Genomic DNA, 24204 nt, shown 5'->3' with positions numbered 1-24204 from the left:
GTCTTCCTGGCGACTCAAAAAAGACACATATAGATATAGTCGTCTAGACGTTGCGATGCCTTCACTCAACCGTCACAGACGCTTCCTAGAATGAGCCCCACACATGCCGGCAATGGCCGGATGCATGAAGGGGTACTCATGGAAGCAATTCGGGAAGCAATTCGTATCGAACGGTTGAGCAAGACGTTCGGCAACGGTCGCAAGGCGCTGGACGAAATCGATCTGCGTGTCGAGCCGGGCGAAATGGTGGCGTTGATTGGCGCCTCGGGCTCGGGCAAGTCGACACTGCTGCGGCATATCGCGGGCTTCACGGCCTCGGATGCGCAACCGTCGCAGATCGCGATTCTCGGCCGGCCGATCCAGCAGAACGGCCGCATTGTGCGCGAAGTGCGCAGCATTCGCCGCGATATCGGCTTCGTATTCCAGCAATTCAATCTGGTGAACCGGCTTTCCGTGGAGAGCAACGTGCTGATCGGCGCGCTCGCGCGGCTGCCTTTGTGGCGCCGTTTGAGCGGGCGCTTTCCGGCTGCGGAGCGGGCGTTGTCGATGGCCGCGCTCAATGAAGTCGGCATCGGCGACCATGCACGCGAGCGCGCCGCCAACCTCTCCGGCGGCCAGCAGCAACGCGCGGCATTGGCGCGTGCGCTGGTGCAACGCGCGCGCATCGTGCTCGCCGACGAACCAATCGCCTCACTCGATCCCGAATCGTCACGCCGCGTGATGGAAATGCTGCGCACCCTCAACGTCGACCATCAACTGACCGTGCTGGTGTCGCTGCATCAGGTCGACATCGCGATGCAGTACTGCCCGCGCACCGTTGCACTGCGTCGCGGCAAGGTGGTCTACGACGGCCCCTCCGCCGCGCTGAGCCCTGCCCTGCTCAAAAAACTCTACGGCGACGATGCGCGTGAACTGCTCGAGGAGGCTACCGCAGATGGCGCGGCCAATCAGGCGGACAGCAACGCACCGGCGCAAGACACCGAATCCACCTCGACGCGTTATGCGTTCGCCCTCAATCCGGCGCACTCGAACTGAGCGCGCCCACTCATTCTGTTCACTCAACCGGACCTCAAAGCGATGAAATTCCTGCGTTCATTGATTACGCTGACCGTCGGCGCGGCCGCATTTGCCTGCGTCGCCACCGCACAAGCCGAGGACATCAATCTCGGCATCATCTCGACCGACTCCTCCTCCGTGCTGAAACAGCGCTGGGAGCCGCTGATCGACGACATGAACAAGCAAACCGGCCTGAACGTCAAAGCGTTCTTCGCGACCGACTACGCCGGCATCATCGAAGGCATGCGCTTTAACAAGGTACAGGTCGGATATTTCGGCAATGCGTCGGCGATCGAAGCGGTGGATCGCTCGCAAGGCGAAGTGTTCGCGAAGGTCCTGTATCTGAATGGCGACGCCGGTTACAAGTCGGTGCTGATCACCAACGTGAACAGCCGCTTCAAGACGCTCGACGACGTGTTCAAGAACACGAAGGACGTCACACTCGGTTTCGGCGATCCGAACTCCACCTCGGGCACGCTGATCCCCGGCTATTACCTGTTCGCCCAGCACAAGACGCCGGTCAACACCTCGTTCAAGGCCGTGCTGCCGTCGAGCCACGAAGCAAATCTGCTGGCTGTCGTGAACAACAAGATCGACATCGCGACCAACAACACCGAGATGCTCGACACGCTGAAGAAGCAGCATCCGGACAAGTTTGCGCAAGTGCGCGTGTTGTGGACGTCGCCGCTGATTCCGTCGGATCCGCTCGTATGGCGCAAGGATCTGCCGCAAGCCACCAAGGACAAGATCCGCAACTTCTTCGTGAACTACGGCAAGACCGATCCGCATGAAAAACAGGTGATGGCTGCCATCACGGGCTACGCCGGCTTCGCGGCATCGTCGGATGAGCAGTTGCTGCCGATTCGCCAGGTCGCGCTGTTCCAGCAGAAGCAGAAGATCGAGAGCGACACGCATCTTTCCGACGACGACCGCAAGACCCAACTGGCCGCACTCGACGCCAAGCTGAGCGCACTCAACACCGCCGTAGCCAAGCAATGAACACTGTTGATCTGATCACGTCGCCCACGCGTGCGAGCGAAGCGCTCGCCGCGCAGGCGGCGCGCGCTACTCCCGCTGCGGGCAAGCGCAGTTGGCTGTCGCTTATCGGTTGGATCGCCGTGCTCGCCGTGTTGGGTGGCGCCTGGCACGGTGCCGATATGCGGCCGCTCGACCTGCTCTCCGACTCCGGCAACATGGGCCAGTTCGCCAAGGACTTCTTCCCGCCGGACTTCACCGAATGGCGCAGCTATCTGCACGAGATGTATGTAACGCTGTCGGTGGCGGTGTGGGGCACGGCCCTTTCGCTGGTGTGCGCCGTGCCGTGCGGGCTGATGTCCGCGCACAACATGGCGCCGATGTGGGTCGTGCAGCCGATGCGTCGCATGATGGACGCGTGCCGCGCGATCAATGAAATGGTCTTCGCGATGCTGTTCATCGTCGCGGTGGGACTCGGTCCGTTCGCCGGTGTGCTGGCGTTGTGGGTGCATACCACCGGCGTGCTCGCCAAGCTCTTCGCCGAAGCGGTCGAGGCAATCGATCCGCGTCCGGCCGAAGGCGTGCGCGCTACCGGCGCGACCAGTCTCGACGAAATCATTTACGGCGTGCTGCCGCAAGTGCTGCCGTTGTGGATCTCGTACGCGCTATATCGCTTCGAATCGAACGTGCGCTCGGCGATGGTGGTCGGCATGGTCGGCGCGGGCGGGATCGGCGTGGTGCTGTACGAGGCGATCCGCTCGTTCAATTATGCGCAGACGGCCGCGGTAATGATCATGGTGATCGTGGTCGTGACAGTGATCGATCTGGCGTCCGCGTGGCTGCGTGAACGTGTAACGTGACCGCTTCACGATTCCTGAATGCCAAGTGGTTGGCGAAACGCGCTTCGCCAACCCTCGTTCAGGTCGCTTCGATACGGTGTGCCGATGTGTAAGGGCGCCATAGTACAAGCGTTGCGCCAGAGTTAAGCGGCGGGCTCCTGGCGCCATAAATCACCCGCCTTTGCCACACAAAACCCCTTTACTTTAGTCGTCCACCTCTCCATTCCGGCGTTCTGCTGGAATAATCACGTGCTTGCAGCCGGCGCGCTGGCCTTCTTTCTCCTCTCCCTGGTTTCTGATGGACACCTTTGTCGTCTTGCTGGTGCTGCTCTCCGCGCTGCTTCACGCTACCTGGAACGCGTTTCTGCACCTATCAGAAGACCGCGTATGGCTGCTTGGCATGATGGCGATTCCGTATGTCGCAGTCAGCGCGGTCGGCGTGATCGTGCTTCCTTTGCCTGCACCTGAGGCGTGGCCTTATATCTTCGCGTCGGTCGTACTCGAATTTGGCTACCTGCTGGCACTGATCCGCGCTTATAAGAGCGGCGATTTCGGGCAAATCTATCCGATCGCGCGCGGTCTTTCGCCGATGCTCGTATTCGTCGGCGCGCTGGTCTTCGCGCATGAATCGCTCAAGCCGTTGGCGGCCATCGGCGTAGCGCTGGTGTCGCTCGGCATCGTCTCACTCGCGTTCCGCCGCGGCATGCGTTTTTCCGGCGAAAGCGTGCCATTCGCGCTGCTGACGGGCTTCTTTATCGCCACGTATTCGGTCGTCGACGGAATCGGTGCACGCGTGGCGGGCAACGGTCTGAGTTACATCATGTGGGTCTATCTGATCTGGAATGTCCCGCAGTTTCTGCTTGCCTGGCATTGGCGCGGTGGTGCGAAGGGGTTGTTCATCGGCCGCATCGTGGTGCTTAAGGGCATCGCGTCCGGTGTGCTCGCACTGACCGCCTATTGCCTGATCATCGAAGCCTACCGCTATCTGCCGATTGCGATGGTCTCGGCGCTGCGTGAACTCAGTTCGATCTTCGCGGTGCTGATCGGCTGGCTGTTTATGAGGGAGAAGCTCACCACGCGGCGGATCCTGGCCTGCGCACTGGTTACGCTGGGGGCTGTGTTGATTCGGATTTGAGGGACTGCCGCACCTGCTCACGCCCGTTTCGTTTATTGCGATTTCGAATATTTCGATTTACAATACCGAATTCGAAAGGAACCGCGCCATGAACACCTCGATCCACCCTACGCCGCTACCGTCAGCGCAAGAGGCTGAGCTCGCCCGTGTCTCCGGCCGGAATCTGTCTGTCGTGCTTTCAAGCCGCGCCGAAACGCAACAGTTCGACTTCAAGGACAGCAAGGGCGAAACGCGCAGCGTGGAGTTGCCGACATCGGTTGTGCGTCTGATCGTCGACGTCCTCGCGGAAATCGGCCAGGGCAACGCCGTGTCGATCATCCCTATTCACGCCGAGTTGACTACGCAGGAAGCGGCCGATCTGCTTAACGTGTCGCGGCCATACTTCGTCCAGTTGCTGGAGAAGAAAGAAATCCCTTTCCGGAAGGTCAATACGCATCGGCGAGTGCGTTATGAAGACGTGATGGCGTATAAGGATCGAATCGATTCGGAGCGGCGCAAGGCCCTGGACGAACTCGCAGCGTTGTCACAGGAAATGGGTTTGGAATAATCGATGTCGTCACATTTCACCGCGATCTACGACGCTTGCGTTCTGTACTCCCAACCATTACGAAATCTGTTGATGCGTCTCGCGCTAACCGACCTCTATCGTGCGCGCTGGACGCCGGCCATTCATGACGAGTGGACCCGCAATCTGATTGCAAACCGTCCTGACCTCGACCCCGTCAAGATCCATCGCGTCCGCGACCTGATGGACGCGCATGTGCGGGATGCCTTGGTCGACAACTATGAGCATCTGATGCCGGCCATCGATTTGCCGGATCCTGGTGATGCACATGTGGTCGCCGCCGCCGTGCATTGCGGCGCGGAACTCATCGTCACGTTCAACCTGAAGGATTTTCCAGTCGAGGCCTTGAGCACATTCAACGTGGCCGCTCAGCATCCTGATGACTTCATTGCTGATCTCTTCGACCTGAACCAAGCCAAGGTTCTCGAAGCGATGGCTGAACACAGAAAGTCGTTGAAAAATCCGCCCAAGTCCGTCGAAGAATACCTCGACACGCTTGCCGGCCTAGGCCTCACTCAAACCGTTTCAATGGTCCGCCCCTACAGCATCGCTATCTGAAAAGCGCCCCCGCCCGCCCTCAAGTCCACGCTCACGCAAACTGCACAAGCGTCGTGTCAATCGCCTCAGCCAGCGTATTGAACGCCGGCGCGATCTCCTCGTCCGGCACACATGCGTAGCCAATCAACAAACCCGAAGGTGCCAGCGACGGCTGCGCGTAATACCCCGACAACGGCCGTACGACGATATTGCGCTCCAGTGCCGCCATAGCCACCGCGCGGTCGTTACTGCCCTCTGGAAATTGCATCACCAGGTGTAAACCGGCATCTCCGCCCACGGCCGGCAGCGCATCGCCATAACGGTGCGCAGCGGCGTCCAGCAGCGTCTGGCGACGCTGCCCGTACAGCGTGCGCATCTTGCGGATATGCGACGTGAAATGCCCTTCCGCGATGAACTCCGCGAGCATCGCCTGCTGCAACAACTGCCCTTCCCGATACAACTCCGCGCTCGCGGTCGCAAAGCTCTCGGCCAGCGCTTCGGGGACGACCAGGTAGCCGATGCGCAAGCCCGGAAAGAGCGTCTTGCCGAAGCTGCCCACGTAAATCACCTGCCCGGATCTATCCAGACCTTGCAACGATGCGAGCGGCCGGCTGCCGTAGCGGTATTCGCTGTCGTAGTCGTCTTCAATGATCCAGCACTGATTCTGCCGCGCGTACTCGAGCAGCATGCGGCGCCGCGCGAGGCTCATCACCATGCCCAGCGGATATTGATGCGACGGCGTGACGAGCATCAGCTTCGGCGGCTGCGCGAGATCGTCGGCGGAGGGATTGATGCCTTCTTCGTCGACGGCGATCGGTCGCGATTGCAGGCCGGACACGTGCAGCACGCTGCGCACGCCCCAATAGCAAGGGTCTTCGGTCCAGATCACGTCGCCCGGATCGGATAGCAGGCGCACCGCCAGGTCGACCGACTGGTGGATCCCGGTCGTGACAATGATCTGCTCGGGCGTACAACGCACCGAGCGCGACGTCCGCAAGTAGTCCGCCAACGCGTGCCGCAAAGAAGCCAGCCCGCCGCCCGGCGCGTAGGTCAGCAGGTCCGGGCGCGGCCGGCGCCAATACTTGTTGTGCAGGCGGCTCCACACGCGCGCGGGAAACTTCGTGACATCCGGCACGCCGGGCATGAACGCGCCCCATTGCCGCTTCGAGACACCTGCCCCCGAAATGAGCCTCGTGCCACGCGTCGACAACGCGCGGCTGCCCTGCAAAGGCAGCGGCAAAGGCAACGACTCGAGCGGCGCGGCCAACGCCTCGGCATCGGGCACGCCGACGATCTCGTCCGGCGCGCTTTCGGCGACGAACGTGCCGCGGCCGGTTGCCGAATTCACATAGCCTTCGAGCACCAACTGCTCGTACACCTGCGTGACGGTATTGCGGCCGATGCCCAATTCCTGCGCTAATAGACGCGACGACGGCACCCTACTGCCCGCCGGCAATTCACGCGACAGAATCGCTTGCTGCAACAGCCGATGCAGCTGACGATAGATCGGCTGGCCGTTGCCACGGTCAAGGCGCTGCGCCAGCCAGTCGGACAAAACGCTCGCGCGCATGATTGGCTCCTACATTTTTATTGAAATGGCTCTGAAGTTAAGAGCCAAATCTCATTATAGTCGCTGCATGTGCTGCGCTGAGCGTGCGGCGTCCGTTGGCGGCCCCCCCGCAAAAACCGAGGAGCGAAGGAGATAACCATGAAGAATGCTGACCTGAAGAGCCGCAAAGACGCCGCTACGCCCCGTGGCGTCGGCGTGATGTGCGATTTCTATGCCGAGCGCGCGGAGAACGCTGAGCTGTGGGACGTCGAAGGCCGCCGTTTCATCGATTTCGCCGCGGGCATTGCGGTGTGCAACACCGGCCACCGTCACCCGAAGATTCTGGCCGCGATCCGCGACCAGCTCGATCATTTCACGCACACCGCGTATCAGATCGTGCCGTACGCGTCGTACGTCGAACTGGCTGAGAAGATCAACGCACGCGCCCCGGGCGACTATCCGAAGAAAACTGCTTTCTTCACGACGGGCGCCGAAGCCGTCGAAAACGCGATCAAGATTGCGCGTGCCGCGACCGGCCGTCCGGGCGTGATCGCGTTCACCGGCGGGTTCCATGGCCGCACGATGATGGGCATGGCGCTGACCGGCAAGGTTGCGCCGTACAAGATCGGCTTTGGTCCGTTCCCGGCTGATGTGTTCCACGCTCCGTTCCCGAATCCGCTGCATGGTGTGACGACGGCCGATTCGCTGAAGGCGATCGAATTTCTGTTCAAGGCCGACATCGATCCGAAACGCGTCGCGGCGATTATTTTTGAACCGGTTCAGGGCGAAGGCGGTTTCTACCCGGCGCCGGCCGAGTTCGTGCGCGCGCTGCGCAAGCTGTGCAACGAGCATGGCATCTTGCTGATTGCCGACGAAGTGCAAACGGGTTTTGCCCGTACCGGCAAGTTGTTTGCGATGCATCACTATGACGTGGTGCCTGATCTGATGACGATGGCCAAGAGCCTGGCGGGCGGCATGCCGTTGTCGGGCGTGGTTGGGCGTGCTGATTTGATGGATGCGGCGGCGCCTGGCGGTCTGGGTGGCACGTATGCGGGTAACCCGCTGGCGGTTGCTTCCGCGCATGCTGTGCTCGATATCATCGATGAAGAGAAGCTCTGCGAGCGGGCTACGGTTCTGGGTGATCGAGTTAAGGCGAAGCTGATCGCGCTGCAGAGCGAAGTTCCGCAGATCGCCGATGTGCGTGGGCCGGGCGGGATGGTTGCTGTTGAGTTCTGCAAGGCAGGTGGCACGGAGCCGGATGCGGAGTTCACCAAGCGGGTGCAGGCTCGAGCGCTGGAGCGCGGGTTGTTGCTGCTGGTTTGTGGTGTTTATTCGAACGTTGTTCGGTTCCTGTTCCCGCTTACTATTCAAGACTCCGTTTTTGATGAGGCTATGGGGATTCTTGAAGCGGTGCTTAAGGAGAGTGTTGCTGTAGCTGTTTGATGGTTTTTTTTGCCTGCGCGGCGCGCGGGGTGTGTGGACGCGTGCCGCGTGGGCTTTGCTTTTTTTGCCTTTGTGACGCTTGTTGTTAGTGTTCTTAGGGCGTTGCCTTTCCTTGTTCTGGCTTTGGTGCCATTCCTTGTTCTGGCTTTCGTGCCTTTCCTTGAATTGTTAGTGGTCTATTAGCGTTGCCCCTGTGCGGGGCGGCACCTACTTTTCTTTGCCGCCGCAAAGAAAAGTAGGCAAAAGAAAGCGGCTCAAACCGCTAATGCTAAGTGGGAACCGTAGTTTGCCAGGGGTAGTGGTACATCTGGAATCCGTGTTCTCGCACATTCCGCGTTAGTGACAAAGGAGTCATCAGCTCCCACTCCGCACTGCGTGCGTCGCGGACGGGTCTGCATGGGAAACCGCCAGCTTCGGTTGAGGTTTGTGGGGGCCATCGGCTTCGCCTCGGCGAGACACCGAAGCAGTAGCGGTGATACACGCCGGGCCACCGCAGCGAACGTGGCGTGAGCGCGAAAACGTAGCGAGTGGTTTTATGAACGGCTCTTCGGCGCGCGCAGCGCCGCCGCAAGTATGACGCCCTTGTCACAAGCCTATGCAGCGGCACGAACACAGATTCCAGTCGCACCACTACCCCAGGCAAACCACGGTGCCCACTTAGCAGAGGCTTCTAGCCGCTTTCTTTTGCCTACTTTTCTTTGCGGCGGCAAAGAAAAGTAGGTGCCCCCCCGCACAGGGGGAACGCTAATAGACCACTAACAAAACAAGGAAAGGCACGAAAGCCAGAACAAGGAAAGGCCAAAGCCCCAGGAACACGGACAATAAGCGCCGCGCAGGCAAAAACCCCACATCTAAAACCCAGGAACAAACCCAAAATGCCGACGCTAGTCCTAAAAGACCCCTCTCTCCTAAAAACAAAAGCCTACATCTCAGGCGAATGGCAATCCGCCGACGACGCCACGACGTTCGAAGTAAAAAACCCCGCCACAGGCGAAACAATCGCCACAGTGCCCCGCATGGGCACAACCGAAACCCGCCGTGCAATCGACACGGCCAACGCCGCCTGGCCAGCATGGCGAGCCACCACCGCCAAACAACGCGCCACGATCCTGCGTAAATGGCATGACCTCATGCTCGAAAACGCCGACGATCTGGCAACGATCCTCACCACCGAACAAGGCAAACCTCTCGCCGAAGCCAAAGGCGAAATCCTCTACGCCGCCTCGTTCCTGGAATGGTTCGCGGAAGAAGGCAAACGCGTCAACGGCGACACCATCCCCACACCGGCAAACGATAAACGCATCGTCGTAACGAAAGAGCCGATCGGTGTCTGTGCAGCCATCACGCCGTGGAATTTCCCGGCAGCGATGATCACGCGCAAAGTCGGCCCCGCGCTCGCCGCCGGCTGCCCGATCATCGTCAAACCGGCCGAAGCCACGCCGCTCTCCGCCCTCGCCCTAGCCGTGCTGGCCGAACGCGCCGGTGTGCCGCGCGGAGTGTTCAACGTCGTCACCGGCGAGCCGAAAGCCATCGGCGCGGAAATGACCGGCAATCCGATCGTGCGCAAATTGTCGTTCACCGGTTCGACGCCGGTCGGCCGTCTGCTGATGGCGCAGTGCGCGCCGACGGTCAAGAAAGTGTCGCTCGAACTCGGTGGCAATGCACCGTTCATCGTCTTCGAAGACGCGGATCTGGATGCGGCCGTAGCCGGCGCCATCGCGTCGAAATATCGCAATAGCGGACAGACCTGCGTCTGCACGAATCGCTTCTACGTGCACGATAAAGTCTACGACGCATTCGCCGAAAAACTGCGCGTTGCCGTCGAACAACTCAAGGTCGGCCGCGGCACCGAAGACGGCGTCACGCAAGGTCCGCTGATCAACGAAGCCGCCGTGCTCAAGGTCGAATCGCATATCGAAGACGCCCTCGCCAAAGGCGCACGCATCGTCACCGGCGGCAAGCGCCATGCGCTCGGTCATGGTTTCTTCGAGCCGACCGTGCTCGCGGATGTCACGCCGGCCATGAAGGTCGCTCGCGACGAAACCTTCGGCCCGCTCGCGCCGCTGTTCCGCTTCTCATCGGATGAAGAAGTGATCCGCCTCGCCAACGATACGGAATTCGGCCTCGCGTCGTACTTCTACAGCCGCGATATCGGCCGTGTCTGGCGTGTTGCAGAGGCGCTCGAATATGGCATGGTGGGTATCAACACCGGTCTGATTTCGAACGAAGTCGCGCCGTTCGGTGGCGTAAAGCAATCCGGTCTCGGCCGCGAAGGCTCGCACTATGGTATCGACGACTACGTCGTCATCAAGTACATGTGTGTCGGCGGTATCTAAAGCAACGAAGGCCACGTCGGATTATCTGACGTGGCCTTTTAAATCGCTCAGAACGAATGGCGAATGCCGGCCATCACGCCGAGTTGCCCGATGCCCGGCGCCGGCGTCGTGCCTCCGCCGCCCTGGCTCACCGTATAAGCGGCGTGCGGGCTATTGAACAGATACGCACCCTGCAGGTAAACCGCCGAACGCTTCGACAACAGATACGTGGTGCGTAGCGCGGCGATGGTGCCGCGGGTGTCGTCGGCGCGATTGATGATGCGGTACACGCCACCGTCCAGGATGAAGGCAGGCGTCACGTTATACGCTGCCGTGACGTAGTACAGATTCGAGCGCACATCCGGCAACGCCGGGGACACCGTCTCGACGTGACGGCCAAGCCAACCCGCCCCGAGTTTTACTGGGCCGATGTGTCCGTAGCCATTCAATTGCATCCGCACGTCCTTGTCACCGGATTGTGTCAGCGCAAAAGGTGCCGTGCCGTCGTACAGATTCGCGGCTGCGCCCGGGCCGCCGCGTTGTTCGTCGTAGGCCCCCGCCACACCGTAGCCGTTCATGTCATAACGCAGCATCGTCGACCATTCGCGGCAACTCTGCGAACTGCCCGGGATCGACCCCACACAGGTGCCCTGCCCCGGCGAATTGCCTGTACCCGCTGAATCGCGGCCGAACGAATAGGTCGCACCGAACGTAAAGCCCGAGAACGTCCCCTTATACGCAATCGTGTTGTCGCTGCGCGCGCTCGGCATGTACTGATCGAACGATCCCGTACCGCCATAAATGTCAGGGCCGAGCAGATCGGAATCAAGTATCGCCCAATACGTCATCGTGTACTGGCGGCCGAAAGTCAACGTGCCGTAGGGACTCTCGAGACCTACAAAGGCTTGTCGCCCAAACATACGGCCACCCTGATTGAGCGTGCCGGCTTTGGTGTTAAAGCCGCTTTCCAGTACGAAGACCGCGGACAACCCGCCACCCAATCCCTCCTTGCCGCGAATCCCCCAGCGCGACGGAAATTCGCCCGTGATGCCCGGCATCCGTACGACGCTATCGCCCGCAGCGTTCGCATGCGTCACGAATTCGATGCCGGTGTCGATGATCCCGTACAACGTCACGCTGCTCTGTGCGAACGACGAAGCGCTGATACCGAGCAACATACTGCCCAAAGCGAGTTTGTATTTCATTTTCTCCGAGTCTCCTGGACCAGTGCTTTGTGTGAACGCACACCAATCCGTATGCGGTCCGCACGCAGCGTTTTTATGTAGCGATACTAATGACAGACGTGACAATACCGACCGCTATGCAAGCCGTCCGATACGCCAAAGATTGACTGCTTCAGATAGCGGCGATCCGCGTGCCACACCGGATCGCCGCGATTCAGGACATTGCGTCCCTCAACCGCCCGGCTTCGGAATATGGCGTTTGACCACCATCAGCGCGACCATCACGATCACCATCGCGATTCCGAGCATCCACAGGTATGACGACGCGCCGCCAGCCGTAATCACCACCGCACCCGCAAACGCGCTGGCAATCGCGCCGAGCCGGCCGAACGCGAGCGCCGATGCGGTACCGGTTGCGCGCACACGGGTCGGATAGACATAAGCGCACAACGCAAACATCGTCGACTGCACCGCGTTGACAAACAGGCCGTGCACGCCAAGACCGAAAATCAGCAAGCCGGTGTGGTCGGAGATGTTCACACCAAGCAACAGCAGCGCGCTCGCCGCGCCCCCCGCGCTGCAGAGAATCAACGGCCAGCGCGAACCGGTACGAGCGATCACCACCGCGCACAACAGCGCGCCGACCACACCGCCGAGGTTGTACGCGGTGAGTCCCGACCCCGCTACCGACACCGACAGACCCTGCGTGCTCAGCATCGTGGGCAGCCAGCTGAAGGCGCTATAGACGGCCAGCAGGCATAGGCAGAACGCGCACCAGATCGCCACCGTATCAAGCGCCAGGCCCTCGCGGAACAACGCGGTAAAGCCCGTGTGTTTTTCAACAGCCTGTTCGCGCGAGTCGGTAAACACGCAACCGCTGGCCACCGGACGCGACATCCGGCCAAGCAGGCGTTTGAGTTCCGGCCAGCGCTGCGGCTGCCGGGCGAGAAAGCGCGGCGATTCGGGCAATGTGAAGAACAGCAACACGCTGAGCGCGAGAGGCAGCACACCGCCGATCATGAACAAGCCGCGCCATCCGTACGTCGGCAGAATTTCATGCGCGAACAATCCCGCCACCATGCCGCCGAGCGGCACGCAGACGATTGTCGCGGTGACCGCCAAGGTGCGGCGGCGAGCCGGCGTGAACTCCGCGGTCATGGTCGTCGAGCTCGGCAACGCGCCACCAATGCCGAGGCCGGCGATAAAGCGCAGCACGGCAATCGTCACGATGTCGGGCGCAAAGCTGATGCCGCAAGTGGCGGCGCCGAATACCAGCACGCTACCGATCACCGCCCAGCGGCGGCCGAAGCGATCGGCGAGCAGCCCGGCGCACGCGCTGCCGATGCCCATGCCGATCAAGCCGGCCGCGACCACTGGTGCAAAAGCCGCGCGCGTGACGCCCCACTCCTTGATAAGCACCGGAATCGCAAAGCCGATCAACTGACTATCGAAGCCGTCCAGAACGATCGACAAGGCCGCGAGAAACACCACGATCTTCTGCATCGTGGTGTAAGGGCCTTCGTCGAGCGTGCGGCCGATATCGACGGCATGGCGCCCCTCCTCGACTCCCGCCTGATGGCCGGCAAGTGGCGCATTGGCCTCGCCGGTTGCCGCACTGGCCGAGCCGGCCGGCGGTACATAACTGGTCATGAAGCTGTCTCCTGGTTTGGGCGCGCGATCTGAGCGCCGCGCTTTTGAGGTCACGTTTTTTAGTCAGTATGTGAGCGAGTGAACGGCTTCCGACATTGCCGTTTCGCGCAAAAGCCATGACATGTATGCATGGCTTTCACGACACTGCGTACCGCTGCGAAGAAATTGCGCGCAGCGACACGTAGCGGCTACAACGGCACTCCGCCCTTCAGAACGGGTAATGACGCGGCGTGGTCTGCACCGTAATCCAGCGCATATCCGTAAACTCCGCGATCCCCGCCTGACCACCGAAACGTCCAAAGCCGCTACCCTTCACGCCGCCGAACGGCATTTGCGCTTCGTCGTGAACGGTCGGCCCGTTGACATGGCAGATGCCCGATTCGATGCGCCGCGCGACGTTCATCGCGCGCGCTATATCGCGGCTGAACACCGCCGAAGAAAGCCCATACTCGTTGTCGTTCGCACAGGCCACGGCTTCGTCTTCGCCGTTGACTCGCACGATGCCCTTCACAGGTCCGAACGATTCATCGCCATAAATGCGCATGGCGGGCGTGACGTGGTCGAGCAGCGTGGCGGGCATCAACGTGCTCTCCGCCTTGCCGCCGCAGACGAGCGTGGCGCCTTTGGCCAGGGCATCGTCGATCAGCGCATTGCAGCGTTGCACCGTGCTCATGTCGACGACCGATCCCAACACGACCGGCCCTTTGCGTGGGTCGCCAAGCGACAGGCCGCGCGCTTTCTGCGCGAGCTTTGCAACGAACTGATCAGCGATCCGCTCGTCGACGACGATCCGTTCCGTCGACATGCAGATCTGCCCCGAGTTGGCGAACGCGCCGAATGCAGCGGCGTTGACGGCCGCATCGAGATCCGCGTCGTCGAGCACGATCAACGGCGCCTTTCCGCCGAGTTCCAGTACCGACGGCTTCAGATAGCGCGCACACGTCGCCGCGATAATCTTGCCCACATGTGTGGAGCCGGTGAAATTGACGCGCCGGACCTTCGGATGCGCGATCAGCGCTTCGACGACCGCGCCTGCATCGGCCGGTGCATTGGTGACGAAGTTCACCACGCCCTTCGGCAAGCCCGCTTCCTGCAGCACTTCGATAATCAGTCCGTGCGTGCCGGGGCAGACTTCCGAACCCTTCAGCACGACTGTATTGCCACATGCGAGCGGCAACGCGATCGCACGCACGGCGAGGATCACCGGTGCGTTCCACGGCGCGATGCCCAGCACGACGCCGGCCGGCTGGCGCACGCCCATCGCGAGGCTGCCGGGCACGTCGGACGGGATCAACTCGCCACCGATCTGCGTAGTGAGCGCCGCCGCTTCCATCAATCCGCCGGCGGCGAGATGCACATTGAACCCCGCCCACATTGCCGACGCGCCAGTCTCCGCTGCCATCACCGCGGCGAACGCCTCGCTGCGCGCTTCCAGCGCATGCGCGGCCTTCATCAGCAGCGCGCGGCGCTCGCTCGGCCCCAGCGCGGACCATGCCGGAAACGCCGCTGCCGCGGCATCGGCAGCGGCTACCGCGTCGGCAACCGTCGCCGCGGGAGCACGCGTCGCGACTTCGCCGTCGAGCGGATTGCGGCGCTCGAAGGTGGCGCCATTGCTCGCTTGCACGGCTACGCCGTTGATCAGCATCGAAATACTCTGCATCGTCCTGTCTCCTGCGGAAAGTTTTATGAATGCGGGCGCGGCGCTCGCTTAATGTCAAGCCACGACGACTTCGACCAGCATCGGTCCGGGTGACGCCAACGCGTCGCGCAGCACGTCATGCAGGCGTTCGGCGTCGGTCACGCGCGTGCCCCGGCAACCCATGCCTGCAGCAAGCGCTACGAAGTCGAGTCCCGGCAGATCGGTGCCTTGCACCGGATCGCTCGGACCAAATCCAAATTCCGGGGCAAAGTCCTGCAACGCGGCATAGCGGGAATTGTTCAGGATCACGAATGTGATCGGCAGTTTCATCTGCACGGCGCTATAGATGGCCTGGATCGAATACATGCTGGAGCCGTCGCCGATCAGGCCGATCACGCGCGTGCCGGGCTTCGCCAACGCCACGCCGACAGCAGCCGGCATGCCATAACCCAGGCCGCCGCTATCCATCGTGTAGAAGGTGCCGCTGCGCGTAAACGGCAGATAGTTCTGCATCACCGGGCGCGAGCTCGGCGCCTCCTCGACCACGATGTCGTCCGCATGGCGCACCTCGGCGAGGGTCTGCAATGCGAACGCCACCGACATCAACGAAGACGGCTCTGCGCGCGGCGATACGGTGCGTAGTGCGGGCAACGGGCGCGTCCTCGGCGCGGGCCGTGTCAGCAGATCGGCCACGCCGAGGCGAATATTGCCGACCACCGCCGTGCCGGTTGGCGCCCAAGCCGCAATGGCCGGATCGTCGATCAACTGACACAGCGTTGCGCCGGCCGGCAGATGTGGGCCGTGACCTTCGACGTGATACGTGAAGGCTGGTGCGCCGATCACGAAGATCAGATCATGGCCGCCGAGCAACTCGACGATCTTCTCGCGCATGGCCGGCAAGAAACCGGCGAACAGGCGGTGGTCTTCGGGGAACGCGCAGCGGCCTGTCATCGGCGCGACGAACACGCGGGCGTTGTGGCGTTCGGCAAGACGCACGACTTCGTCCCAGCCGCCGGCGCGGTCGACAGCGCCGCCCACCACGAAAGCCGGCCGTTCACAGGCATCGAGCGACGCGCCAATCTGCGCCAGCACGAACGGCTCAGGCCGCGTCTCAGTACTGACTACGCGTGCCGGCACCGGCTCCGCGGCGCGGTCCCAATCGTCGACGGGAATCGACACCAGCACCGGCCCGCGCGGCTCCTGCATCGCCACGTGATAGGCGCGCGCGATCGCCAGCGGCACGTCTTCGGCGCGGGCCGGTTCGATGCTCCATTTGACGTACGGCTTCGGCAATTCGGTGGCTTGCGTCGACGCGAGGAACGGGTCGAACGGCAGAATCGAGCGGGCCTGCTGCCCGGCGGTAATCACGATCGGCGTGCGATTGCGGAACGCGGTGAAGATGTTGCCCATCGCATTGCCCACGCCCGCCGCGGAATGCAGATTGACGAACGAAGCGTTGCGGGTGGCCTGCGCGTAACCGTCGGCCATGCCGACCACGACGGCTTCCTGCAAACCCAGCATATAACGGAAATCTTGCGGGAAATCGCGGAACAGCGGCAATTCCGTCGACCCCGGATTGGCGAACACCGAAGTCATGCCGAGGCGCCGCATGAGATCGATGACGGCGTGGCGCACGGTGAACGATGCGTGTTGAGAAGATCCCGATGCGTCTGAACGGGGCGCGTTGCTGGTCATCCATGTCTCCTAGTGATGAGCGCCGTTTCTTGAAGGCTCATTATCGGAAGCTCAAGGTTGATTGAAAATTGCCTTTTTTGAGAAAAGGCATTACTTTTGCGCATGACTTTCAATCTTCAGCAATTGCACGCGTTTGCAACCATCGTCGCGAGCGGCAGTCTGGGCCGTGCCGCGGAAGTGCTGCACGTCACCCAGCCTGCGCTGAGCCGCACCATCAAGCGGCTCGAGGATCAGGTTGGCGCACCGCTGTTCGAACGGCACTCGAAGGGTATGCAGCTTACTGCGATCGGCAGCGCGCTGCTGCCTCACGCCACGCTGCTGCAGCGCGAAGCCGATCACGCCCGCGAGGAAATCGACGCGATGCGCGGCCTCGCGAAAGGGACGATTCGCGTCGGCGCGGTGGCGAGCATCGCGACGCTCGTGCTGCCGCTCGCGGTAAGCGGCGTGCTCGCACGCTGGCCGAATCTGCGTGTCGAGATCACGGAGGGGGTATGGGACCGGCTTGCTGACAGCCTGATGAAACACGAGATCGATCTCGCGCTCAGCATGGCGGTGCCGGACACGGATGAGATTACGGCGATTGCCGATTGCAGATGGGAAGACACGAGCTATGTGGTCGCCGCGCTCGATCATCCGCTACGAAACAAAACGGATTTGTCGCTTGCCGACACACTCGATCAGCAGTGGTGCGTGCCGCCTCGTGGGACGGGTCCGTTCGAGCATATGCAGCATGTGTTTGCCGAGCATGGGCTCGGCATGCCGCAGATTGCCGTCGAGACGCGCTCGATCACGGTGCTGAAAAGCCTGGTGACGCGTGCGGGATTTCTAAGCTGGATGGCGACGCCGATGTACGACACCGAAAGCGCGGCTGGCGTGTTCGATACGCTGCCGATTCCGGGTCTCGTCGCGCGCCGTACGTTGACGGCGTTTCGACGCCGTCAGGGGATTTTGCCGAGTCCGGCAGTGAAGCTGTTGGAGCAACTCAGGCAGTTGACTGCAACTCAGGGGTAACGGCTCACATGAGGCCACGAGCGCCGACGGCGTCGTTTAACGCTCAATAGCACAGCGGCCCCGCTTTCACTTGAATGTGAAAGCGGGGCCGCTGTGTATCGCAGTCAATCAGGCAGGCGCGAGACTACTGCTCGCGCCACCGCCTATTAATGACCGACGTAGACAACCGGAGCCGAATACGAGCTCGACGTCGTTTCGGTGCGGCTGCCTGCTTGCGACGAGCCGTTCGTTGCCGAACCATAACCGCTGGTTTGGGCGACGCCGTTTTGTGCAGCGACGCGGGCTTCAGCAGCCTGAATGTTTGCCGGGTAGTCATCCGCATTCGACAAAGCCGGGTTGTACCCTGCCTTTTCCAGTTGCACCAGCTCCGCACGCACTTGAGCGCGGGTTACCGGCTGATTGGATTGAGCAAAAGCAGCGAGCGGCGCAGTAATGAGAGCGGCGATAACAACAGCTTCGATCAGCGATTTCATGATGACTACCTCCAGAGATTGTTTTATGCGGCGCCGCAAACCTGTTTGTTTGCAGCCAGTGACGACAGTCTAGGAGGCAGCTGATATAGGGTAAACCCCTAATAAACGAATTCACTGTTGCTAGAAACGGCACAATTGCCGTGAACACTTGTTGAAATATGGATCGTCAAGCCGGCAAATCGGGCTCCCAATGTTTGAGGTCTCGCGCGCAACGAACTCAGCTTTCCAACAATACCGGGGCCGATGCAAGGGTTGCCGCGCTTGCTGACAACACCGCGCTGCCATTTCTGCCGCCCGTCACCTGCCGGTCGCTTCTCGGACTCACGCCGAACCGCGCACGATATGTCCGCGAAAAATGCGAGGGCGACTCGAATCCGCACGCGACACAAATCGAGGTGATCGACATGTCGGTCTGCTGCAGCAACTCGCGCGCACGGGTGAGACGCAGTTGCTGATAGAAATGCGTCGGCGTGTCCTTCAGCGACGCGCAAAACAGCCGCTCCAGTTGCCGCCGCGTCACGCTGATTTCCTCGGCGAGTTGGTCGGGCGTCAGCGGTTCTTCCATATGCTGTTCCATTGCGCCGATCACCTGAATCAGCTTGCGGTTGTGCACGCCGTAACGCGCCGCAATTTCCATCCGCTGATGATCCGAACGCTGCCGGATCCGACTCACGACGAACTGTTCCGACACCGCCGAGGCCAACGCTGCGCCGTGTTTGCGGCCGATCAGGTCGAGCATCATATCGATCGACGCCGTGCCGCCCGCACAGGTGATGCGCCGCGCGCCGATTTCGAACAGTTCCTGGCTTGCGTTTAGTGAGGGATAGCGCTCGCTGAACGCCGACAGCGCTTCCCAGTGCACCGTCACGCTGTCCGAGCCGCTCAGGAGCCCGGCCTCCGCAAGGATGAAGCTGCCCGTGTCGATGCCACCGAGCGTCGCGCCGACGCGCTCGAGCCGCTTCAGACAATCGCCAAGTACGCGCGTATAGCAGGCGAGCGGCTCGAAGCCCGCCACGACGAATACCGTCTGCGCCTCGTGGACATCGGCGATTGCCGCTTCTGCATTGATCGATATACCGTTGCTGGCCGCGACCGGCGCGCCGTCGAGACTCAGAATGCGCCAGCGGTAGAGATCGCCGCGAAAGCGGTTCGCCACGCGCAAAGGCTCGACCGCCGACATGAAGCCGATCGCCGAAAAGCCAGGCAGCAGCAGGAACGACATATCTTCGGGCATCGTGCGCAAACTCGATCAGGGAAACAGAGGGACACAAACCGCAAGCGAACGCGGGGTCCCGGGCGAGCGTAGCAAGCAGCGCCCAAGCCGGCAAGGCGCACCAAAATTCAACGCGGTGAATCGATGCTGCGCCGCAATGACGAATGGTGCTGGTTTTCCCTCGTTGTCGCGTGGAAGCAAGAACGGGTCGCTGGCGGTCGCTTTGGCGAGAATATGGGGCATTAACGTTACGTCACTCGTGCAGTTCAAGCCCTGCTCAAGCATGGCTCGAGCCGTATCGCGCAGGTCCGGGGGCCGCTCGGTTTTTCTCGCCGCGGCCATTTCGTAACACGCAGTTCAACGTGTCCGAAGGGGGAACGTCATGAAGTTACGCGTCAAAGCCTTGCTTGCCCATCTTGTCTGTCTGGCGGCCGTCGTCGCTGCGTCGCCGGTACTTGCACAGGATCCCTCCACCTGCCGCGCGGTGCATTTTGCCGACATCGGCTGGACCGACATCACGTCGACCACGGCGCTCGCCTCGACCGTATTCGAGGGACTCGGCTATCAGCCTGTGACGACCGTCGCTTCGGTGCCGATTTCGTTCGCGGGCCTGAAGAGCAAACAGCTCGATGTGTCGCTCGGCTACTGGTGGCCCGTGCAGGAGAAAGCGATTACGCCGTTCATCGATTCGAAATCGATTCAGGTGCTGCAACCGCCCAACCTGACTGGCGCTAAAGCGACCTTCGCCGTACCGAGCTACGAATACGACGCCGGCCTGAAGACGTTCGCCGACATCGCCAAACATCGCGATCAGCTCGACGGCAAGATCTATGGCATCGAACCCGGCAGCAGCGCGAACGCGGCGATTCAGAAAATGATCGCCAGCAATCAGTTCGGCCTCGGCGATTTCAAGCTGATCGAATCGAGTGAAGCGGGCATGCTGGTTTCCGTGGATCGCGCCATTCGCGCGAAGAAATGGGTGGTATTCCTCGGCTGGGAGCCGCATCCGATGAATATCCAGATCGACATGAAATACCTCACCGGCAGCGACGGCGTATTCGGTCCGAACGATGGCGAAGCACGCGTTTATACGCTGACGTCCCCCGACTTTCTGACACGTTGCCCGAACGCCGGCAAGCTCGTGAGCAATCTGCGCTTTTCGACGCAACTGGAGAACGTGGTGATGCAGTCGGTGATGAACAAGGAGAAACCTGCCGATGCCGCCAAAGCGTATCTGAAGAAGAACCCGCAAGTACTGGATGCGTGGCTCGCAGGCGTGAAGACGTATGACGGGAAAGACGGCTTGCCTGCGGTGAAAGCCTATCTTGGGCTTTAACCCGGTCCGGCTTGCATCCATCCAGTCGCGCATTTCAATCCACAGGAACTAGCACGCATGAATCATGAAGTCATCGTGACCTGCGCGGTCACCGGCGCGGGCGATACGGTCGGCAAGCATCCGGCCATCCCCGTCACGCCGAAACAGATCGCCGAAGCCGCTATCGAAGCGGCAAAGGCCGGCGCCACTGTCGCACACTGCCATGTGCGCGATCCGAAAACCGGTCGCGGCAGCCGCGATCCGCAGTTGTATCGCGAGGTTGTCGACCGGATCCGTTCGTCGGGCACCGACGTAATCATCAATCTGACGGCGGGCATGGGCGGCGATCTCGAGATCGGTCCCGGCGAAGACCCGATGCGCTTCGGCGCGGGAACCGACCTTGTGGGCGGTTTGACGCGGCTCGCGCACGTCGAGGAACTGCTGCCGGAAATCTGCACGCTCGATTGCGGCACGCTCAATTTCGGCGACGGCGACTACATCTACGTGTCGACGCCCGCGCAATTGCGGGCCGGCGCGCAACGTATTCAGGAGCTCGGCGTAAAGCCGGAGCTGGAGATCTTCGATACCGGACATCTTTGGTTCGCGAAGCAATTGCTCAAGGAAGGCTTGCTCGACGCGCCGCCGCTGTTTCAGATCTGCCTCGGCATTCCATGGGGCGCGCCCGCCGATACCACGACGATGAAAGCGATGGCGGACAGTCTTCCGTCTGGCGCGCAATGGGCCGGTTTCGGCATCGGCCGCATGCAGATGCCCATGGTCGCGCAGGCGATGCTCCTCGGCGGCCACGTGCGTGTCGGCCTCGAAGACAACATCTGGCTCGACAAAGGTGTGCCTGCAACGAACGGCACGCTGGTGCAACGCGCGGTTGAGATCATCGAACGGCTCGGCGGTCGCGCGCTGACACCTGCGGAAGGCCGCCGCAAGCTCGGCCTGCCCGCGCGTGGCGAGCGGCAGTTGGAGCGGCGTGCCGCGGGACAGTACGCGTGAAGGTGTCGCGTCGCTTGATAAAGCGCGCATCGAAACCTGAGAACTCATAGGCAAAGGAAACATCAGCAATGGCAGTGATCGTCGATATCAAAACATTTGCGGCAATCGGCGCGGGCGTGATCGGCAGCGGCTGGGTAGCGCGCGCGCTCGCGCACGGCCTTGATGTCGTCGCGTGGGACCCTGCTCCCGGCGCGGAGAAACAGTTGCGTGAGAACATCGCGAACGCGTGGCCGGCCCTGGAGCGCGTCGGCCTCGCCGAGGGCGCAACGCCCGACAGGTTGCGTTTCGTCGATACGATTGAAGCCTGCGTCGAACAGGCGGACTTCATTCAGGAAAGCGCGCCCGAACGCGAAGAATTGAAGCTCGCCTTGCACGAGCAGATCAGCCGTGCGGCGAAGCCTGATGCAATCATCGCCTCATCCACGTCCGGCCTGCTGCCAAGCGATTTCTACGCACGAGCGGTGAATCCGCAGCGTTGCATCGTCGGGCATCCGTTCAACCCGGTGTATCTGCTGCCGCTCGTCGAAGTGCTCGGCGGCGAAAGTACCGCACCGGCCACCATCGACGCCGCGATGCAGATTTATCGTTCGCTGTCGATGCGCCCGCTTCTCGTACGCAAGGAAGTACCGGGCTTTATCGCCGATCGTTTGCTCGAAGCGCTGTGGCGCGAGGCGCTGCATCTGGTCAACGAAGGCGTGGCGACCACGGGCGAAATCGACGATGCGATCCGCTTCGGCGCGGGCATCCGCTGGTCGTTCATGGGCACGTTTCTGACCTATACCCTGGCGGGCGGCGACGCTGGCATGCGCCACTTCATGCAGCAGTTTGGCCCCGCATTGGAACTGCCGTGGACTAAACTGGTAGCGCCGCAGCTTACTGACGAATTGATCAACCGGGTGGTGGACGGAACGTCTGAACAGGTCGGGGCGCGCTCGATCAAGCAACTCGAACGCTATCGGGACGATTGCATTACGAGCGTGCTGGCGGCGATTGGAGAAGCCAAAGCACGGCACGGCATACTTGCCGCAGAGTGATACTGTGTGTCGAAAGACGCCCCGCTCTGCCGGGGTGCATCGTCGGCATAAAATCGCTGCGGCCAGCACTTCATAGGGATAAAGGAAACGATTGCATATGCCAACGCCGCACCACGCTTCTTTGCCCTGCTATCGCGACGTCGTGCGCGCCGAGTGGGTCGACTACAACGGCCATTTGCGCGACGCGTTCTACATGCTGATTTTCAGCTTCGCGACTGATGCGTTGATTGATGTGATCGGGCTGCCCGATTCGGTGCGCAAGGAACGCGGCCGCTCGATCTATACGCTCGAAGCGCATATCAACTACCTGCATGAAATCAAGGAGGGTGTGCAGGTTCGCGTCGATATGCGCGTGCTTGGGCATGATGCAAAGCGGCTGCATCTGTACCTCGAAATGTTCGCTGACGATGGCGTTGAACCGGTGGCCGCGGGCGAACAGATGCTGCTGCATGTGGATACGGGTGGACCGCGCGCTATCGCCTTCGACCCGGATGTCGAGGCGCGCGTGCGGGCGTTGGCAGAAGCGCATACTGTGTTGCCGGCGGCCAGGTTTGCGGGCCGCGTGATCGGCTTGCCGGTCAAGGCGCCGCGTATTAGCCGCGAGGAGTGAGCATGCTTGAACCGGAGATCGCCGCGTTCATCGAACGGACCGCTGCCATCTATGCGGGGCATTCGACTTCATTGCCGCCGAGCGAACAGCGCACGATTTACGAGCGCTATGCTGCGGCGCTCACGCCGCCTTTGCCAGCCGATGTGACAACCGAAGACGCTGTGTTTCGCGCAAGCGCCGGCCATCCAATCAAACTGCGGCTTTATCGGAATCGTAGAAAGGCGAGCGGGACACCCGTCGGCACCGTGTTGTACTTTCACGGTGGCGGCTTTGTGCTCGGCTCGTTGGATAGTCACCAGATCGTAACCGCACGAATTGCCGCGGATACCGGACTCGATGTGATTGCGGTCGACTACCGGCTGGCTCCCGAACACCGCGCTCCAGCAGCTCATGACGATTGCCTGGAGATTACGCTTGCCGCACTGGCCGGCCAATTGCCGTTCGATTCGCTCTCACGTGGTGCACTGCAGTTGGCGGGTGACAGCGCCGGCGCCACACTCGCTGCCAGCGTCGCGATGCGCTTGCGCGATGACGGTATTCAAGGCGTGCGCGGACTTGCGCTCGTCTATCCAATGCTCGGCACCGACCCGCAAATGCCAGCGCGCGAAAGCGAAGCGCACGCGCCGATGCTCACGCTTGCCAACGTCCATGCGTTTCGCGATCTGTATTGGGGCGAACGGCCGCCCTATCCTGCGTGGACGATACCGCTCGATGCGGCACGCTTCGACCGGCTCCCGCCGACACTTGCCTTAGGGGCTGAACACGATCCGTTGCGGGACGACGCGACCGTGTTTGTCGAACGCGTTAATGCAGCTGGCGGACAGGCCCGGTTATGGATTGGAACTGGACTCGTACACGGGTGCTGGCGTGCGCTCGAATCGAGTCCCGGCGTACAGGCAATGCATCGCATTGTCTGCCAGTTTCTAGCCGAGCATTCAGGCATGCAGTGATGGCTCAA

Annotated in this window: 21 protein-coding genes; 14 read left to right on the top strand and 7 right to left on the bottom strand. The window is 61.5% G+C overall.

Going from position 1 to position 24204, the window contains the following annotated elements:
* The first annotated feature begins 138 nt into the window (after positions 1-138).
* The 6 genes from phnC to KHO30_RS07430 all read left to right on the top strand — a co-directional run bounded on the left by phnC (position 139) and on the right by KHO30_RS07430 (position 5128).
* The gene (gene phnC / locus KHO30_RS07455) at positions 139-1035 is read left to right on the top strand and encodes a phosphonate ABC transporter ATP-binding protein (RefSeq protein ID WP_211700456.1); all 897 of its coding nucleotides are present in this window, start codon (positions 139-141) and stop codon (positions 1033-1035) included.
* Positions 1036-1077: 42 nt separating this feature from the next.
* A complete protein-coding gene (gene phnD, locus KHO30_RS07450) occupies positions 1078-2055 on the top strand; it encodes a phosphonate ABC transporter substrate-binding protein (protein ID WP_093634723.1) in 978 nt (325 codons plus the stop codon).
* Positions 2052-2891, top strand: coding sequence for a phosphonate ABC transporter, permease protein PhnE (phnE, locus tag KHO30_RS07445; RefSeq protein WP_200572676.1), 840 nt, complete (start codon positions 2052-2054; stop codon positions 2889-2891). The genes phnD and phnE overlap by 4 nt, the downstream gene beginning before the upstream one ends.
* A 277-nt stretch (positions 2892-3168) precedes the next feature.
* Positions 3169-4005, top strand: coding sequence for a DMT family transporter (locus tag KHO30_RS07440; protein WP_211700455.1), 837 nt, complete (start codon positions 3169-3171; stop codon positions 4003-4005).
* 88 nt (positions 4006-4093) lie between these two features.
* Positions 4094-4552 carry a helix-turn-helix domain-containing protein gene (locus KHO30_RS07435; RefSeq protein ID WP_200622201.1) on the top strand — a complete coding sequence of 153 codons (459 nt, stop codon included), beginning with the start codon at positions 4094-4096 and terminating at the stop codon, positions 4550-4552.
* A gap of 3 nt (positions 4553-4555) precedes the next feature.
* Positions 4556-5128: a PIN domain-containing protein gene (locus tag KHO30_RS07430; protein ID WP_093634726.1), complete on the top strand. Its 573-nt coding sequence runs from the start codon at positions 4556-4558 to the stop codon at positions 5126-5128.
* A gap of 31 nt (positions 5129-5159) precedes the next feature.
* Here the strand turns inward: KHO30_RS07430 and pdxR are convergent, their stop codons facing one another.
* Positions 5160-6677 (bottom strand): MocR-like pyridoxine biosynthesis transcription factor PdxR, encoded by a 1518-nt coding sequence (pdxR, locus tag KHO30_RS07425; RefSeq protein ID WP_211700454.1) that lies wholly within the window; start codon positions 6675-6677, stop codon positions 5160-5162.
* 138 nt (positions 6678-6815) lie between these two features.
* Between pdxR and KHO30_RS07420 the strand changes: the two genes are divergently transcribed.
* Both KHO30_RS07420 and gabD read left to right on the top strand, forming a co-directional pair.
* The gene (locus tag KHO30_RS07420; protein ID WP_093634728.1) at positions 6816-8099 is read left to right on the top strand and encodes a 4-aminobutyrate--2-oxoglutarate transaminase; all 1284 of its coding nucleotides are present in this window, start codon (positions 6816-6818) and stop codon (positions 8097-8099) included.
* Between the two features lie 875 nt (positions 8100-8974).
* Positions 8975-10435 carry an NADP-dependent succinate-semialdehyde dehydrogenase gene (gabD, locus tag KHO30_RS07415; protein WP_093634730.1) on the top strand — a complete coding sequence of 487 codons (1461 nt, stop codon included), beginning with the start codon at positions 8975-8977 and terminating at the stop codon, positions 10433-10435.
* Positions 10436-10482: 47 nt separating this feature from the next.
* Here the strand turns inward: gabD and KHO30_RS07410 are convergent, their stop codons facing one another.
* The 4 genes from KHO30_RS07410 to mdlC all read right to left on the bottom strand — a co-directional run bounded on the left by KHO30_RS07410 (position 10483) and on the right by mdlC (position 16582).
* The gene (locus KHO30_RS07410; protein ID WP_093634731.1) at positions 10483-11619 is read right to left on the bottom strand and encodes a porin; all 1137 of its coding nucleotides are present in this window, start codon (positions 11617-11619) and stop codon (positions 10483-10485) included.
* 210 nt (positions 11620-11829) lie between these two features.
* Entirely contained in the window at positions 11830-13101 is a 1272-nt protein-coding gene (locus tag KHO30_RS07405) for an MFS transporter (RefSeq protein WP_244179368.1), read from the bottom strand.
* A 355-nt stretch (positions 13102-13456) separates the two neighbouring features.
* A complete protein-coding gene (locus KHO30_RS07400) occupies positions 13457-14908 on the bottom strand; it encodes an aldehyde dehydrogenase (protein WP_211700453.1) in 1452 nt (483 codons plus the stop codon).
* 54 nt (positions 14909-14962) lie between these two features.
* Complete coding sequence (gene mdlC / locus KHO30_RS07395; protein WP_211700452.1) at positions 14963-16582, bottom strand: benzoylformate decarboxylase; 1620 nt, start codon at positions 16580-16582, stop codon at positions 14963-14965.
* Between the two features lie 102 nt (positions 16583-16684).
* On the opposite strand from mdlC, the gene KHO30_RS07390 reads away from it, so the two are divergent.
* Positions 16685-17593, top strand: coding sequence for a LysR family transcriptional regulator (locus tag KHO30_RS07390; RefSeq protein WP_211700451.1), 909 nt, complete (start codon positions 16685-16687; stop codon positions 17591-17593).
* Between the two features lie 146 nt (positions 17594-17739).
* On the opposite strand, the gene KHO30_RS07385 is transcribed toward KHO30_RS07390, so the two are convergent.
* A complete protein-coding gene (locus KHO30_RS07385) occupies positions 17740-18066 on the bottom strand; it encodes a DUF4148 domain-containing protein (protein WP_211700450.1) in 327 nt (108 codons plus the stop codon).
* 217 nt (positions 18067-18283) lie between these two features.
* The gene (locus KHO30_RS07380; RefSeq protein WP_211700449.1) at positions 18284-19300 is read right to left on the bottom strand and encodes a GlxA family transcriptional regulator; all 1017 of its coding nucleotides are present in this window, start codon (positions 19298-19300) and stop codon (positions 18284-18286) included.
* Between the two features lie 361 nt (positions 19301-19661).
* Here KHO30_RS07380 and KHO30_RS07375 point away from each other — a divergent pair, with 361 nt between their 5' ends.
* From KHO30_RS07375 to KHO30_RS07355, 5 genes are all read left to right on the top strand, one after another.
* Positions 19662-20615: a choline ABC transporter substrate-binding protein gene (locus tag KHO30_RS07375; protein WP_211700448.1), complete on the top strand. Its 954-nt coding sequence runs from the start codon at positions 19662-19664 to the stop codon at positions 20613-20615.
* Between the two features lie 57 nt (positions 20616-20672).
* Complete coding sequence (gene cdhC / locus KHO30_RS07370) at positions 20673-21602, top strand: 3-dehydrocarnitine:acetyl-CoA trimethylamine transferase CdhC (RefSeq protein ID WP_211700447.1); 930 nt, start codon at positions 20673-20675, stop codon at positions 21600-21602.
* A 68-nt stretch (positions 21603-21670) separates the two neighbouring features.
* On the top strand, positions 21671-22636 hold the full coding sequence (locus KHO30_RS07365; protein ID WP_211700446.1) for an L-carnitine dehydrogenase: 966 nt from the start codon (positions 21671-21673) through the stop codon (positions 22634-22636).
* A gap of 97 nt (positions 22637-22733) precedes the next feature.
* A complete protein-coding gene (locus tag KHO30_RS07360) occupies positions 22734-23246 on the top strand; it encodes a thioesterase family protein (RefSeq protein WP_211700445.1) in 513 nt (170 codons plus the stop codon).
* A gap of 2 nt (positions 23247-23248) precedes the next feature.
* Complete coding sequence (locus KHO30_RS07355; protein ID WP_211700444.1) at positions 23249-24196, top strand: alpha/beta hydrolase; 948 nt, start codon at positions 23249-23251, stop codon at positions 24194-24196.
* Positions 24197-24204 lie beyond the last annotated feature (8 nt).

Source organism: Paraburkholderia aspalathi (assembly GCF_905220735.1).
GTDB lineage: Bacteria > Pseudomonadota > Gammaproteobacteria > Burkholderiales > Burkholderiaceae > Paraburkholderia > Paraburkholderia aspalathi.
This window is presented reverse-complemented; position numbering and strand designations above follow the sequence as displayed.